The 14,098-nt window shown below is 47.8% G+C and carries 13 protein-coding genes; 7 read left to right on the plus strand and 6 right to left on the minus strand.

Annotation, left to right across the window (positions count from 1 at the left end):
- Nucleotides 1-18: 18 nt before the first annotated feature.
- From infB to SD53_RS06730, 7 genes are all read left to right on the plus strand, one after another.
- On the plus strand, nucleotides 19-2,697 hold the full coding sequence (gene infB, locus SD53_RS06700; protein WP_046519464.1) for a translation initiation factor IF-2: 2,679 nt from the start codon (nucleotides 19-21) through the stop codon (nucleotides 2,695-2,697).
- Between the two features lie 89 nt (nucleotides 2,698-2,786).
- Nucleotides 2,787-3,215: a 30S ribosome-binding factor RbfA gene (rbfA, locus tag SD53_RS06705; RefSeq protein WP_046519465.1), complete on the plus strand. Its 429-nt coding sequence runs from the start codon at nucleotides 2,787-2,789 to the stop codon at nucleotides 3,213-3,215.
- Nucleotides 3,215-4,153 carry a tRNA pseudouridine(55) synthase TruB gene (gene truB / locus SD53_RS06710; protein WP_046519466.1) on the plus strand — a complete coding sequence of 313 codons (939 nt, stop codon included), beginning with the start codon at nucleotides 3,215-3,217 and terminating at the stop codon, nucleotides 4,151-4,153. The genes rbfA and truB overlap by 1 nt, the downstream gene beginning before the upstream one ends.
- Nucleotides 4,154-4,251: 98 nt before the next feature.
- Nucleotides 4,252-4,521 (plus strand): 30S ribosomal protein S15, encoded by a 270-nt coding sequence (gene rpsO, locus SD53_RS06715; RefSeq protein WP_046519467.1) that lies wholly within the window; start codon nucleotides 4,252-4,254, stop codon nucleotides 4,519-4,521.
- Nucleotides 4,522-4,998: 477 nt separating this feature from the next.
- On the plus strand, nucleotides 4,999-7,131 hold the full coding sequence (pnp, locus tag SD53_RS06720) for a polyribonucleotide nucleotidyltransferase (protein WP_046519468.1): 2,133 nt from the start codon (nucleotides 4,999-5,001) through the stop codon (nucleotides 7,129-7,131).
- Nucleotides 7,112-8,029 carry a lipoprotein NlpI gene (nlpI, locus tag SD53_RS06725; protein ID WP_046519469.1) on the plus strand — a complete coding sequence of 306 codons (918 nt, stop codon included), beginning with the start codon at nucleotides 7,112-7,114 and terminating at the stop codon, nucleotides 8,027-8,029. Before pnp ends, nlpI begins: the two co-directional genes overlap by 20 nt.
- Before the next feature lie 67 nt (nucleotides 8,030-8,096).
- The gene (locus SD53_RS06730; RefSeq protein ID WP_125060966.1) at nucleotides 8,097-9,257 is read left to right on the plus strand and encodes a hypothetical protein; all 1,161 of its coding nucleotides are present in this window, start codon (nucleotides 8,097-8,099) and stop codon (nucleotides 9,255-9,257) included.
- On the opposite strand, the gene SD53_RS06735 is transcribed toward SD53_RS06730, so the two are convergent.
- The 6 genes from SD53_RS06735 to SD53_RS18935 form a co-directional block, all read right to left on the minus strand.
- Nucleotides 9,238-9,591, minus strand: coding sequence for a PilZ domain-containing protein (locus tag SD53_RS06735; RefSeq protein ID WP_046519471.1), 354 nt, complete (start codon nucleotides 9,589-9,591; stop codon nucleotides 9,238-9,240). The two genes, SD53_RS06730 and SD53_RS06735, sit on opposite strands and share 20 nt — an antisense overlap.
- 96 nt (nucleotides 9,592-9,687) lie before the next feature.
- Nucleotides 9,688-10,656 carry a lipoyl synthase gene (gene lipA, locus SD53_RS06740; protein ID WP_046519472.1) on the minus strand — a complete coding sequence of 323 codons (969 nt, stop codon included), beginning with the start codon at nucleotides 10,654-10,656 and terminating at the stop codon, nucleotides 9,688-9,690.
- Between the two features lies 1 nt (nucleotide 10,657).
- Nucleotides 10,658-11,344 (minus strand): lipoyl(octanoyl) transferase LipB, encoded by a 687-nt coding sequence (gene lipB / locus SD53_RS06745; protein ID WP_046519473.1) that lies wholly within the window; start codon nucleotides 11,342-11,344, stop codon nucleotides 10,658-10,660.
- Nucleotides 11,345-11,382: 38 nt separating this feature from the next.
- Nucleotides 11,383-11,664 carry a DUF493 family protein YbeD gene (gene ybeD / locus SD53_RS06750; protein WP_046519474.1) on the minus strand — a complete coding sequence of 94 codons (282 nt, stop codon included), beginning with the start codon at nucleotides 11,662-11,664 and terminating at the stop codon, nucleotides 11,383-11,385.
- A 214-nt stretch (nucleotides 11,665-11,878) separates the two neighbouring features.
- Nucleotides 11,879-12,958 (minus strand): D-alanyl-D-alanine carboxypeptidase family protein, encoded by a 1,080-nt coding sequence (locus SD53_RS06755; protein WP_241481763.1) that lies wholly within the window; start codon nucleotides 12,956-12,958, stop codon nucleotides 11,879-11,881.
- Between the two features lie 149 nt (nucleotides 12,959-13,107).
- Nucleotides 13,108-14,091 (minus strand): septal ring lytic transglycosylase RlpA family protein, encoded by a 984-nt coding sequence (locus SD53_RS18935; protein WP_046519475.1) that lies wholly within the window; start codon nucleotides 14,089-14,091, stop codon nucleotides 13,108-13,110.
- Between the last annotated feature and the right edge of the window lie 7 nt (nucleotides 14,092-14,098).

The following is a 14,098-nucleotide window of genomic DNA, read 5'->3' on the forward strand; positions in this document are numbered from 1 at the left end:
ACGGAGGTAAAAACTGACATGGCAGATGTAACCATAGAAAAACTGGCCAGTGACGTCAATACGACTGTTGATCGTATAATCCAACAGTTTGCCGATGCAGGCATAAAGAAACAAGCTGGCCAAATGGTCAATGAAGAAGAGAAAAAGACACTTCTGGATCATTTAAGCCGGGCCCATGGCGGTCAGTCCGCTGAACCGTCCAAACTGACATTAGTACGTAAAGAAAAAACCACGCTGAGTGTGGCGGGTGGCGCTGGCCGTAACCGTGAAATTCAGGTGGAAGTACGTAAGCAAAAGACTTTTGTTAAACGTCCTTCAGGCGAAGAAGCTGCCAAGCTTGCAGAAGAAGAGCGTATTGCTGCTGAACAGGCGGCCGAAGCTGCAAAACGTGAACAAGAGCGTTTAGCTGCAGAACAAAAAGCCAAAGAAGAAGCCAACCGTAAAGCAAAAGAAGAAGCTGAGCGCAAAGCGGCAGAGCAGAAAAAGCGTGACGAAGCTAAACACGCTCAGTTGATGAAAGATAGATCGGAAGAAGCAGCACGTCGGGCAGCAAAAGAAGAAGCCAAACGTGAAGCGGAGCGGATCAAAGCACAACAGGAAGCTGAACTGTTACGTAAAATAGAAGCGGAAGCCAAACAACAGGCCGAAGCTGCGCGTCGTCTGGCTGAAGAAAATGCTGAGCGTTGGGCCAAAGAAGAAACTAAACCTGCGGACGAAGCCGATTATCACTTAACCAGCAATGTGTATGCGAAGCAAGCTGAAGACGAAGTGGATGCCCGTGAAGAACGTGGTGGTCGTCGTACAGCGAAAAAAGCTCCTGCCGGTAAAGCCAAGAAAAAAGACGATGTGGATGATAAAGACGCCTTTAACCGCGCCAATCGCCACAAGAAAAAGAAAACTCCTGCGAGTATGCAGCATGGTTTTAACAAACCAGCTCAGCCGGTCGAGCGTGAAGTCAAGATTGGTGAAACCATCACTGTGGCTGAATTAGCATCGAAGATGGCGGTGAAAGCATCGGAAGTGATCAAGGTCATGATGAAGATGGGCGCTATGGCGACTATCAACCAGGTGATTGATCAGGAAACAGCCGCTATTGTCTGTGAAGAGATGGGCCACAAGTTCACTCTGACCAAAGAAAACGAGCTGGAAGAAGCGGTGATGTCTGACCGCGAGGGTCAGGGCGAGTTAGAGCCTCGGGCGCCGGTTGTGACTGTGATGGGTCACGTTGACCATGGTAAAACCTCTACACTGGATTACATCCGTAAAGCCAAAGTAGCAGCCGGCGAAGCCGGTGGTATTACGCAGCACATAGGTGCGTACCACGTTGAGACTGAGCGCGGTATGGTGACGTTCCTGGATACACCAGGTCACGCTGCCTTTACGTCTATGCGTGCCCGTGGTGCAAAAGCGACAGATATCGTGGTTCTGGTGGTTGCAGCGGACGATGGTGTGATGCCACAAACCAAAGAAGCTATTCAGCACGCGAAAGCTGCGGGTGTACCACTGGTTGTTGCGGTCAACAAAATGGATAAGCCAGATGCGGATCCGGACCGTGTTCGTAATGAATTATCTCAGTACGGCGTTATTTCTGAAGAGTGGGGCGGTGATACTCAGTTCGTGCCTATCTCTGCAAAAACTGGTATGGGTATAGACGACCTGCTGGAAGCTATTCTGAACCAGGCTGAACTGCTTGAATTAAAAGCGGTGAAAAAAGGTCTGGCCCGAGGCGTAGTAATCGAATCCCGTCTGGATAAAGGCCGTGGTCCTGTCGCATCTATCCTGGTTCAGGAAGGTACACTGCAACAAGGTGAAATCGTACTTTGTGGTTTCGAATATGGCCGCGTTCGGGCCATGCGTGACGAAAACGGTAAAGAGATCAAAACTGCTGGTCCTTCTATTCCGGTCGAAATTTTAGGTTTGTCCGGTGTACCTCAGGCTGGTGATGAAGTGACTGTGGTAAAAGACGAGCGTAAAGCCCGTGAAGTCGCTTTATATCGTCAGGGTAAATTCCGTGACGTTAAACTGGCTCGTCAGCAAAAATCTAAGCTGGAAAACATGTTTGCCAACATGTCAGAAGGCGATGTGGCAGAACTGAACATAGTGCTGAAAGCAGACGTTCAGGGTTCTGTTGAAGCCATCAGTGAATCCTTAAGCCGTCTGTCGACTGATGAAGTGAAAATCAAAATCATCGGTAGTGGCGTGGGTGGTATTACTGAAACTGATGCGACTTTGGCCGCAGCTTCTTCAGCTATCATCATTGGTTTCAACGTACGTGCCGAAGGCACAGCACGTAAGATCATTGAAGAAGAGAACCTGGACTTACGTTACTACAGCATCATTTATGAACTGTTAGACGAAGTACGTGCAGCGATGACAGGTATGTTAGCGCCTGAGTTTAAACAGCAGATCATAGGTCTGGCTCAGGTGCGTGATGTATTCCGTTCTCCGAAGTTTGGTGCTATCGCCGGCTGTATGGTGACCGAAGGTATCATCAAGCGCAACGCACCAATTCGCGTACTGCGTGACAACGTGGTTATTTTCGAAGGCGAGCTGGAATCCCTGCGTCGCTTCAAAGATGACGTATCCGAAGTACGCAACGGTTTTGAGTGTGGTATCGGCGTGAAGAACTACAACGACGTGCGTGAAGGCGACCAGATTGAAGTGTTTGAAGTGGTTCAGGTTGAACGTACTTTATAACCAGCATCTACGCTTTTAGATTATAGATACAGAGATCGGCAGGGGCATAGGCCCCTGTTTCTTTCTGCTCACATCTGTTGGAAAGAGTTATGGCTAAAGAATTTTCCCGGGTAGACCGTCTGTCGCAGCAAATGCAGCAGGAAATCGCAGTGATTTTACAACGTGAAATCAAAGACCCACGTTTACACAACATGATTACTGTGTCTGACGTGAATGTGTCGCGTGACTTATCACACGCCAAAATTTATGTGACTTTTTTAGGTTTAGAAGCCGAAAAAGTAAAAGCAAACCTGGATATTTTAAATGATGCTGTAGGTTATATCCGCAGTCTGATCGCCAAACGTATTCAGGCCAGAATTGTACCTACGATACGTTTTTACTTTGATCAGTCGTTGGATCAGGGCATCCGCATGGCCAACCTGGTGGAACAGGTTCGCCGTGACGATGAGAAGCGTCGTATTGAAGCAGGTCAGGAACCAGAGCGTAAAGCGAAGGTGGATAAGGACGAGGAAGAGTAATGGCACGTCGTGCTGTTCACGGCATTCTGTTGCTTGATAAGCCGTTAGACATTTCCAGCAATGGTATTTTGCAGCGGGTGCGTTGGCTGTATCAGGCTGAAAAGGCTGGCCACACCGGTGCTTTAGACCCGCTGGCCAGTGGTTTATTGCCGATTTGTTTTGGTGAAGCCACCAAGTTTTGTCAGTTTTTATTGGATACAGACAAAACCTACCTGGTGACAGCTCATTTTGGTCTGCGCACCGACACCAGCGATGCAGCGGGTGAAGTTATCAGCCGTAAACCTGTGGCTTTTGACCAAAGGATGCTGGAGCAGATAATGCAGCAGTTCCGTGGTCCGCAGATGCAAATTCCGACTATGTTTTCGGCCTTAAAGTATCAAGGGCAACCGCTTTATAAATATGCCCGCCAGGGCATTGAAGTACCGCGTGAAGCAAGGCCTATTACTATCTTCCGTTTTGAATTACAGCAGTTTGACGGCGAATACGCCAGCTTTCTGGTGCATTGCAGCAAAGGCACATATATCCGCACCTTAATCGACGATTTAGGTGAAGCTTTGGGTTGCGGCGCTTATGTCAGTGCTTTACGCCGCATTCAGGTCGGGCCTTTTGATGCAACGCAGATGCTGACACAGGAACAACTGGTGCCCTTTAACGACAAGCAGGATTGGGCTAGCTTAGATGCCCTGTTGTTGCCAATGGATTTAGCCTTAACAGGTTTACCAGAGTTGCAACTGAATGAAGTGCAGCAAAAACGTCTAGTGCATGGCCAGACGGTGCAGCTAAATGATACTGAATTGGCTGATTTTGGCTCAGCCTCGGCAGAGGCTGTGAAATTATATGGTTCGGCCGGACAATTTATCGGCGTGGCTGGGTTAGACTCTGGTGTGCTGTCGGTTCGCCGCTTGCTCAATACCAGTGTATGGCAAAGCGAAATTTAACGCTTGTTTGTTTGAGTGAAAACGCATAGAATGCGCGCTCATTTTCGTTGTGGCTGGATTAGTGGCCGGCTACAACACATCTCTCTATTGGAGGCTCTATGTCACTAACTACAGCAGAAAAAGCGCAAATCTTAGCTGATTTCGCAGTTAAACAAGGCGATACCGGTTCACCAGAAGTACAAGTTGCATTATTAACTGCAACTATTGCTAAGTTACAACCACACTTTGCTGACCACAAGCACGACCACCACTCACGTCGTGGCCTGTTACGCATGGTTAGCCAACGTCGTAAGTTATTAGATTACTTAAAAGGCAAAGACGCTCAGCGTTACGCTACTCTGATCGAGCGTTTAGGTCTGCGTCGTTAATTCGCAGCTTATGCCTGAAAAAAGCCAGTCTCCGACTGGCTTTTTTATTCGCCGCCATCCATGGCGCTCACCCTGTCGGGCCATCGTCGCTTCGCTCCTATGTTCAAAATCGCTCCAGACGATTTTTTACATTTTGCTGTCCTGCAAAATGCCCTGTCGGACCAAAGTTGCTGCGTTGTTCACAAAACAGCAGGATAGCCGTTTTGCACAGCTTTAGCTGCCAAAGGTGAACATCATGGATGATGTGAGCAAAAAAGGTTCCTGACCTTTTTGTTATTCTCTTAAACTTAGAAAAAATTCATATCAATGCAACTTAATGCCTGCATGATGTTCTTACCGCCCGGATATGTTTAAATTTTATACCCTTCAGCTCTGGTGCCAGCTATCTTTTAAGCGGTGTTACAGGCTATACTGTGCCGCGAAAAACAGACCAAAAGACTCCGCGAAAAAACGCGAAAAATAGAAAGGAAATAATCAGTGAACCCCATCGTAAAATCATTCCAGTTTGGCCAACACACTATTACTCTGGAAACCGGCGTTATCGCCCGTCAAGCTGACGCGGCTGTTCTGGCCAGCATGGGTGATACCTCTGTGTTAGTCACAGTGGTAGGTAAAAAACAACCTAAACCTGGTCAGGATTTTTTCCCTCTGACTGTAAACTATCAGGAAAAAACTTACGCGGCAGGCCGCATCCCTGGTGGTTTCTTCAAGCGTGAAGGCCGTCCGTCAGAAGGCGAGACATTAATTTCACGTTTAATCGACCGTCCAATCCGCCCATTATTCCCTGAAGGCTTCACCAACGAAGTTCAGGTGATCGCTACTGTTGTTTCAGTACAACCTGAAATTCAGCCAGATATTATTTCTATCATTGGTACTTCTGCTGCACTGGCTATCTCTGGTATCCCGTTCAGTGGTCCATTAGGTGCGGCCCGTGTGGGTTATGTTAACAACCAGTACGTGTTAAACCCATCTGAAGCTGAATTAAAAGACAGCAAACTGGATTTAGTGGTTGCTGGTACTGCCAATGCAGTATTGATGGTTGAATCTGAAGCTGGTGTTTTATCAGAAGAAGTGATGTTAGGTGCAGTAGTCTTTGGTCACGACCAGATGCAAACTGTGATCAACGCCATCAATGAATTTGCCGCTGTGGCTGCAAAGCCAGCCTGGAACTGGGTGGCTCCGGCTAAAAACGAAAGCTTAAGCAACAAAATTGCTGCTCTGGCGACAGCTCCAGTTGGCGAAGCCTATCGCATTACTGAAAAAGCCAAACGTTACGAAACTATTGGCGCTATCAAAGCTGACGTCTTTGCCCAAATTAAAGCTGAATTAGCCGAAGGCGAAACGTTTGACGAAACTGAAGCGAACGAAATTTTCCATAACCTGGAAAGTAAAATTGTTCGTAGCCGTATCATCAAAGGCGAACCACGTATCGACGGCCGCGACAATGAAATGGTGCGTGCGTTAAGCGTGATGACAGGTTTATTGCCACGTACCCACGGTTCAGCCCTGTTCACCCGTGGTGAAACTCAGGCCTTAGTCACCTGTACTTTAGGTACTGCCCGTGATGCACAAACTGTGGACGATTTATTGAGCGAAAAAACCGACCACTTCCTGTTCCACTACAACTTCCCTCCATTCTCAGTCGGTGAGACGGGCATGGTAGGTTCGCCTAAGCGTCGTGAAATCGGTCACGGCCGGTTAGCGAAACGTGGTGTTGCTGCAGTAATGCCAGATTTTAATGACTTCCCGTACACAGTACGTATGGTGTCTGAAATCACTGAATCAAACGGTTCAAGCTCTATGGCTTCAGTCTGTGGTTCTTCACTGGCGCTGATGGATGCTGGTGTACCTATCAAAGCTTCTGTGGCCGGTATCGCTATGGGTCTGGTAAAAGAAGGCGACGATTTTGTGGTTCTGTCGGACATTTTAGGTGATGAAGATCACTTAGGTGACATGGACTTTAAAGTGGCCGGTACTACTGAAGGTATCACTGCACTGCAGATGGATATCAAAATTGAAGGCATCACTAAAGAGATCATGCAGATCGCGCTGAAACAAGCCAAAGCAGCCCGTATTCACATTCTGAATGTGATGGACCAGGCGATCAGCACGCACCGTGAAGAGCTGTCTGAACATGCCCCACGTATTTACACCTTAAAAATCAACCCGGAGAAAATCCGTGATGTGATTGGTAAAGGTGGTGCTGTCATTCGTCAGATCACTGAAGAATCTGGTACTACTATCGAAATCGAAGATGACGGTACAGTGAAAATCGCGGCGACTAATGCGCAAGCTGCCAACATTGCCATCAACAAGATTGAAGCTATCACAGCGGAAATTGAAGTGGGTGCTGTGTATCAGGGCGAAGTTGTACGTATTGTTGACTTCGGTGCTTTTGTGAACGTGCTGCCAGGCAAAGATGGTTTAGTTCACATTTCTCAGATTTCTGATGAGCGTGTGAGCAATGTAGCTGATCATTTAGCTATAGGTCAGAAAGTGGCGGTGAAAGTAATGGAAGTCGATAAGCAGGGTCGCGTGCGTTTAAGCATTAAAGAAGCTCAGGACAAACCTGCTGCTGTTGAGTCTGCCGATGCTGTTGAAGCTCAGTAAGGTTTCCAACCTGACCCAAAAAGCGGTGCTGCTCGCAGCACTGCTGGCTCTGGGCGCTTGCGCCCAGAAACCATCAAACGAAGCCGCTGTGCTGGTTGAGAATCCATTGACACCAGAGTCAGTGCCTGTCTCCTACCGCACTGAAATTGCGATAGCGCGTATTTCTGAGCTGTTAACCAAAGCTGAAACCACTGATGAACAACGCGCCCGGTTATTTTACGACCGTGGTGTGATGTACGACAGTGTGGGCTTACGTTCTCTGGCACGCTTTGATTTTCTGCGGGCTTTACGTTTACAGCCTGATATGGCGGATGCCTATAACTTTATTGGTATTCACCATACCTTAGTGGGTAATTACACCGAAGCTTACGAGTCATTTGATGCCGCCTTAGAGCTGGCACCAGATTACGACTATGCCTACTTGAACCGGGGTATAGCCCTGCTGTATGACAGCAAAACTGATTTGGCAGTTGGTGACTTTGAACTGTTTCACCAGGCCAAACCTGAAGATCCTTACCGTTCTTTATGGTTGTACTTTGCGGATGCTAAGTTGTCTATCGCTCAGGCTCAGACGCGTTTAGCTCAAAATCAGAGTAAGCTGGATCAAACGCATTGGGCAAGTTCGATAGTGGCTTTTTATCTGGGAAAAATTTCAGAGGAAAAACTGCTGGAGACGGCTGCAAATGTGAATTCAGATCCACAGCAACTGGCTGAACGTTTATGCGAAGTTTATTTTTATCTGGCCAAATGGCATGAGCAACAAAACCCGAGCAAGGCGCTGGATTACTACAAAAAAGTGTTGGCGACTAATGTGTATGAGTTTGTTGAACACCGTTACGCCCGGATAGAGATGAACAGACTGCGTGGTTTAGATGCCAGTGCAGAATCTGTGCAGTAACAGCCCGCTGCGACCCTATAAAAAAAGCCAGTTTACTGGCTTTTTTATCTTCAGATATACGCTGACAATGCTGCTTTTGTGCTGTTTAACAGGCTGCAAACCGACATTAGACCAGCTACCTGAACAGCAATTAATCGATCAAGCGTTGCAAGGTAACGGTGCTGCTGCAGTTCGACTTGCGAAAAAGCGCGAACAACAGGCTGACTTTAGTGCGGCACTGAACTGGTACCAAAAAGCCTTGGATGCCGGGATCACAACAGAGCTGGCCGCATTTATCGCGTTAAAACAGCAACAGCATGGCTTTCTGGCGACCGCAGCTTATTTGGAGCAGTATTTACAGCAACAGCAAGCGCTAAACGCAGCAGAAGTCGATTTGGCTGCTGAATATGGCCTTTGGCACCATGTAACAGAGCAGATAAAATCCCCCCCACAGCGGAGCAACGCGTCCTGTAGTCTGACTTTGCAACCTGTGGTGCAGTCCAGAGCAGGTAGTCGTCAGTTGCAACTGTTACAGCAGCAGTGGCAGCAGGATCCGCAATTGTCAGCTTTGTCTGTGTGTTTTTTGCCTGAGATCAGAGTGAACAGTACAGAGTTACAATGTAGTCACCAGGTGAAGCAGCGCATTCAATGTCAGTATCAGGTCCTGATGCCGTTCGTTGCTAAGGGAGGCTTTAGTCAGTTATTACTGGTTGCAGGTGAAGGCAACGCCAATTACAACAATGGCATAGTGCAACTTGCACAAAGCAGTTCATTTGAAGTATTCCGGCACGAATTTGCCCATATTCTTGGCTTTATCGACGAATACAGTTTAACGACTCAGGTTGCACAAGCTGAATGCAATAGTGACAAGATCCGGCCCAACCTGCTGACTGACAAAAGCCAACTTGAGTCTTACCTGAAGTACTGGCAACTGCAGCGGCATCAGGTGCAGTTACACCCGGTCGATAGCTGTAACCAGGCTGGAAAACAAGCTTATGCGCCGGTCAGAGCTTTAAGTTTTATGCGCTCCCATGAGGCAGAGGTACCGGACTTGTATTTTCAGTTGATGCAGAAGGTATTAACCAGACCCGAATTGATTATGCCGGTGCAGTATTTTTATGCTTATTTAGCAAGACAGCAGCAAGACTGGCGGAGCTGGGCGTTACTGATGGAACAGGCCGCAAAGCAGGGATATCCGGATGCACAAGAGTCTCTACGAAAGGCTGTTACTATTCCGACAGCTCCGTAAGTTCACGGCTTAACAAATCAGCGTCACCTAAGTTCAGCTCAAGCAAACGACGTAAATGACTGGCTGAATCTATGTCTATCCTGTCACAACGCACACCGACACAAGAGCCGTTTAAATGAGCCACGGTCACGTCCATAAAAACATCTACACCGGACTCATTCAGTTGAAACTGTAGTTGGAACTCTTGACCAGGCTTTAACTCAGAAGCAGCTTGCAGTTGTAGCAAGGCGCCTTTCAGCGACAGGTCCTGCAGTTGACCCGTATATAATCTGTCGGTATTTTTCAGTTGCACCGGACCAGAAAATAACACCCGGCTAAAACGTCTGTTGTCCATATCAAATCCTTCAGTTCGTTGCATTGAGCATAGTTGTTTTCGGAATGAAAAGACAGAACGGGCAGTTAAATTTAACTGCCCGTACAATGAGTTATATTAACTGACTTCTTCACCTGCCGCCTGGCGATCAGCATGATAGCTGGACCGCACGAACGGGCCTGAAGCGACGTGTTTAAAGCCTAACTCATAACCAATACGTTTTATTTCGTCGAACTCATCCGGTGATACGTACCGCTTAACCGGCAAATGGTGTTTACTGGGTTGCAGGTATTGGCCTACGGTCAGCATATCGACATTGTGGGCGCGTAGGTCACGCATCACCTCGATAATCTCTTCTGTGGTTTCACCTAAACCCACCATCAGGCCTGATTTGGTCGAGACTTCAGGATGGGCTGCTTTATAGCGACGCAGCAGTTCGAGCGACCATTTATAGTCAGCACCCGGACGGGCCAGTTTGTATAAGCGTGGCGCGGTTTCCAGATTGTGGTTAAACACGTCGGGTGGAGTTTGTGTCAGAATATCTAACGCGGCGTCCATACGGCCACGGAAATCCGGCACCAGTACTTCAATTTTGATGGCCGGGCTTTCACGACGAATAGCGCTGATACAGTCGGCAAAATGTTGGGCACCGCCATCACGTAGATCATCACGGTCTACTGAAGTGATCACTACGTATTTCAGCGCCATATCTTTGATCGTCAGCGCCAGTTTTTCCGGCTCTTCCGCATTTGGCGGTAAAGGCCGACCGTGAGCTACATCACAAAACGGGCAACGTCTGGTGCAGATAGCGCCTAAGATCATAAAAGTAGCCGTACCGTGGTTAAAGCATTCCGACAGGTTAGGGCAGGAGGCCTCTTCACAGACTGAATGCAAACCGTGTTTACGCATCGCCCCTTTGATTTGTTCGATGCGGTCAGTACTGCGTGGTAATTTGATTTTCAACCAGTCCGGTTTACGTAACATTTCATCACGTTCTGTAGGTAGCACTTTGACTGGGATCAGGGCCATTTTGTCGGCATCACGTAATTTGACGCCTGGTTCCATACGAGCTGTTTTGATGGTCATATTACTCACTTAACCCTGTTTTGTGCTCAGTCTGGCTGACTGCCAGCAGGGCAACAAATTGTGACTGCAAAGCCTGTTTTGCTTCATCCACACTTTGTGGACCTGCAATATCTTTGGTTTGGATCATCTGCATGCCGGCATAACCACATGGGTTGATCCTGGAAAAAGGTGACAAATCCATATCCACATTTAAAGCCAGACCATGAAAGGTACAGCCTTTGCGCACCCGCAATCCAAGCGAAGCGACTTTTTGTTCTTGCACATAGACACCGGGCGCATCGGCTTTGGCATAAGCGGCAATGCCATAAGGGGCTAAAGCCTGAATAATCACTTGTTCAATTAACGTGACCAGCTCACGCACCCCGAGCTTGCGTCTTTTGATATCCAGCAATACATAAGCCACCAATTGGCCCGGGCCGTGATACGTCACCTGGCCGCCTCTATCGACCTGTACTACAGGGATATCACCAGGCATCAGCAGATGTTCTGCTTTACCGGCCTGACCCTGAGTAAAAACCGGGTCATGTTCAACAAACCACAGCTCATCCGGACTGTGTTCTGTCCGCTCATCTGTGTATTTTTGCATGGCCTGCCATACCTGAATATAAGGCTGACGCCCTAAATCCCGTATCACTAAGCCTTGAGAATCAACCACAACGAACTCCGGTTCAGTTGAAAGTGGCGGCATTATACCTGCTCTGTCAGTAAAAAGGGCAGTGCCACTCGTCAGATCACATAACGAACCAGTTCTAAACGGCCAAGTTCTGTGTACAGCAGCTCCATGTGTTCTTTGCTGGTCACTGTCACAGCAACACTGACAGAGTGATAATTGCCTTTGCTGCTGGGCCGTACCTGTGGATTGTAGTCGTCGGCTTTAGCATGTTGTTGTAGAACAACTATTATATGGTCTACCAGTTCAGGCACAGCAACGCCTAACACTTTAAAGTTAACAGAGCATGGAAACTCTAAAAATTCATCGAAGCGGGTGTCTTTTACTTCAGTTGTCATGATGTTCTGCTCACAAAAATAATCTTGCTCTATTCTAACAAAAAGTCCCGGACTTGCCGGGACTGTTTTTATCTCTGGCTATGTTTCCATACCCAAGGTGATTGCAGTTGCAGGGAGGTGACAAGTGCAACAAACCCCAGGGCATAGTGTCCTATGTGACTGGGGCGAGAGCTCGCGGTCAACCAAGCTGCAGCTTCAAGTACGAAGGGTATACTTATTGGAAGCGCATCTTCACCATATCGACTAAGCGGCTGAATAAACCTGCTTGCTCGATATCCTCCAGTGCCACTAAAGGAAATTCGGCGATGTCTTTGTCACCTAACTTCAGGTACACAGTGCCCAATACCTGGCCCTTGGATATAGGGGCGATCAGCTCCTGATTCAATTTAAAGTCGGCTTTTAAATCTTTACGTTGATTCCGTTGCAAGGTAATAGGGGTTTCAGCCAATACGCCTAAAGTAATGATTTCTTTAGTGCCTTGCCATACACGTTGTTCTGCAAACTTTTCACCGGCTTTGTAAGGCGAGAAGGTTTCAAAGAAGCGGAAGCCATAGGTCAGTAATTTTTTGTTTTCTGCTTCGCGGATTTTGGCGCTTTCTGTGCCCATGACAACAGAAATTAACCGCATATCATCTTTAGTGGCTGAGGTGATCAGGCTGTATCCTGCTTCAGACGTATGGCCTGTTTTAATACCATCCACGTTCAGACTTTTATCCCACAACAAACCGTTGCGGTTGTATTGTTTGATGCCATTAAAGACATACTCTTTTTCCGCATATATTTTGTACTCTTCCGGCGTGTCACGAATTAACGCAACAGAGAGTTTGGCCATATCACGCGCCGTTGTGCGCTGAGTCTCATCCGGTAAACCATGGCTGTTAGCAAAATTAGTATTGTCCATACCCAAACGCACGGCATGAGCGTTCATCAGCTCGACGAAAGCACCTTCAGTACCGGCAATATGTTCAGCCATGGCCACACAAGCATCGTTACCAGATTGAATAATAATGCCACGGTTTAATTCTTCGACACTGATGGTTTCACCCACTTCAATAAACATTTTTGAGGAGTCTGAATACTGTTTGGCCCAGGCATTTTCCGTGATTGTCACTGGATCGGATGGTTTAATGGTACCGTTTTTAATCTCAGTACCAATGATGTAGCTGGTCATCATTTTGGTCAGACTGGCTGGAGCCAGAGGCTCATCCGCATTACCTTCGGCCAACACAGCACCAGTATGGTAATCAATCAGAATATAACCCTTCGCATTGACTTCAGGTGGTTGCGGCGTCATTTGTGCCGCTGTCAGTGGGGCTGTTTGTCCGGCTGCTAAAAAACTGGCAACACCAAAGGAGCAAGCAATAAAAATTCTGGAGTACGTATTCATGAGACCTTTCTTATGTTGTTGAGCTGTGTTCATTCGTAAACGAAATAAGCCGGGGATTAACCACAGCTTTTCTTATCTGTGATATAAGCCGATGGATACTCGGCACTTTTAAATCTTTCCAGCCAGCTATTCGCCTCGGCCGCTGATGGCATTGGACCCGCCAGTAAGCGGAAAATTCCATTACCATCATTAATTTGTGTTGAAACCGACCACTGTTGTTGTAAATCAGCGCCTAACTTTTGAAGTTTCTCTTTGTTACCACTGGCCACCAGTTGAATAAAACAGCCGGCTACTTTTGATCCTGCTGATGCTGCAGCCACGGCAGCCGGAACTGCTGAGACTGGCAAAGCCGCAGGAGCGGCAACACTACCAGGCCTTGGTCCAGCCGGATTGGACGCTAGGGTGGTTTCTTCAAACTGATTGTTTCTGCTGCCCAGACCCATGGCGTAACTCTCCTGAGTCAGCATAGCGGGAGAGGCTAACAGTTCGACCTGAACCCGGGCTGTACCTTTGCCCATCATGCCAATTTTGTAGGCGGCTGAATAAGACAGGTCGATCACTCTGTCCTGATGGAAAGGGCCCCGATCGTTGACTCTGACTATGGCGGATTTTCCGTTATCCAGATTAGTTACTCTGACATAAGAGGGCAGAGGTAAAGTTTTATGTGCCGCCGACATGGCAAATACGTTGTAGGTTTCGCCATTGGAGGTTAAATGCCCATGAAACTTATGGCCGTACCAGGAGGCAATGCCTATCTCTTTGTATTCCATCAGGTCTGTTCGGGGTGAGTAGTCTACCCCATAAATATTATAAGGCTTGTTGCCACCGCGGCTTAACGCCTCAGCACGGGGTTCCGGGTCCGTCATTTCCAGTAAGGTCGGCAGACGACTGGGATGGCTGTCGGTGGCTTGTGAGTAGCGGCCTTTGTTGGGTTCTTCCCAGCTTCGACTGGGTTCAGTCTGTGCTGATGTGGAGTCTGGTGTTTGCGAACAAGAGGCCAGCATCAGGGTACAGCATAAAGCGCTTATCTTTTTTATCATGAGTTCG

The sequence above is a fragment of the Rheinheimera mesophila genome, from assembly GCF_000986865.1.
Classification (GTDB): domain Bacteria; phylum Pseudomonadota; class Gammaproteobacteria; order Enterobacterales; family Alteromonadaceae; genus Pararheinheimera; species Pararheinheimera mesophila.

Coding starts and splice junctions, on each gene's coding strand:
- nlpI (WP_046519469.1), top strand. CDS start 7,112: ATGCTGTTGAAGCTCAGTAAGGTTTCCAACCTGACCCAAAAAGCGGTG.
- SD53_RS18935 (WP_046519475.1), bottom strand. CDS start 14,091: ATGATAAAAAAGATAAGCGCTTTATGCTGTACCCTGATGCTGGCCTCT.
- infB (WP_046519464.1), top strand. CDS start 19: ATGGCAGATGTAACCATAGAAAAACTGGCCAGTGACGTCAATACGACT.
- ybeD (WP_046519474.1), bottom strand. CDS start 11,664: ATGACAACTGAAGTAAAAGACACCCGCTTCGATGAATTTTTAGAGTTT.
- lipA (WP_046519472.1), bottom strand. CDS start 10,656: ATGACCATCAAAACAGCTCGTATGGAACCAGGCGTCAAATTACGTGAT.
- SD53_RS06730 (WP_125060966.1), top strand. CDS start 8,097: ATGCTGCTTTTGTGCTGTTTAACAGGCTGCAAACCGACATTAGACCAG.
- SD53_RS06755 (WP_241481763.1), bottom strand. CDS start 12,958: ATGACGCCGCAACCACCTGAAGTCAATGCGAAGGGTTATATTCTGATT.
- rbfA (WP_046519465.1), top strand. CDS start 2,787: ATGGCTAAAGAATTTTCCCGGGTAGACCGTCTGTCGCAGCAAATGCAG.
- truB (WP_046519466.1), top strand. CDS start 3,215: ATGGCACGTCGTGCTGTTCACGGCATTCTGTTGCTTGATAAGCCGTTA.
- rpsO (WP_046519467.1), top strand. CDS start 4,252: ATGTCACTAACTACAGCAGAAAAAGCGCAAATCTTAGCTGATTTCGCA.
- SD53_RS06735 (WP_046519471.1), bottom strand. CDS start 9,591: ATGGACAACAGACGTTTTAGCCGGGTGTTATTTTCTGGTCCGGTGCAA.
- lipB (WP_046519473.1), bottom strand. CDS start 11,344: ATGCCGCCACTTTCAACTGAACCGGAGTTCGTTGTGGTTGATTCTCAA.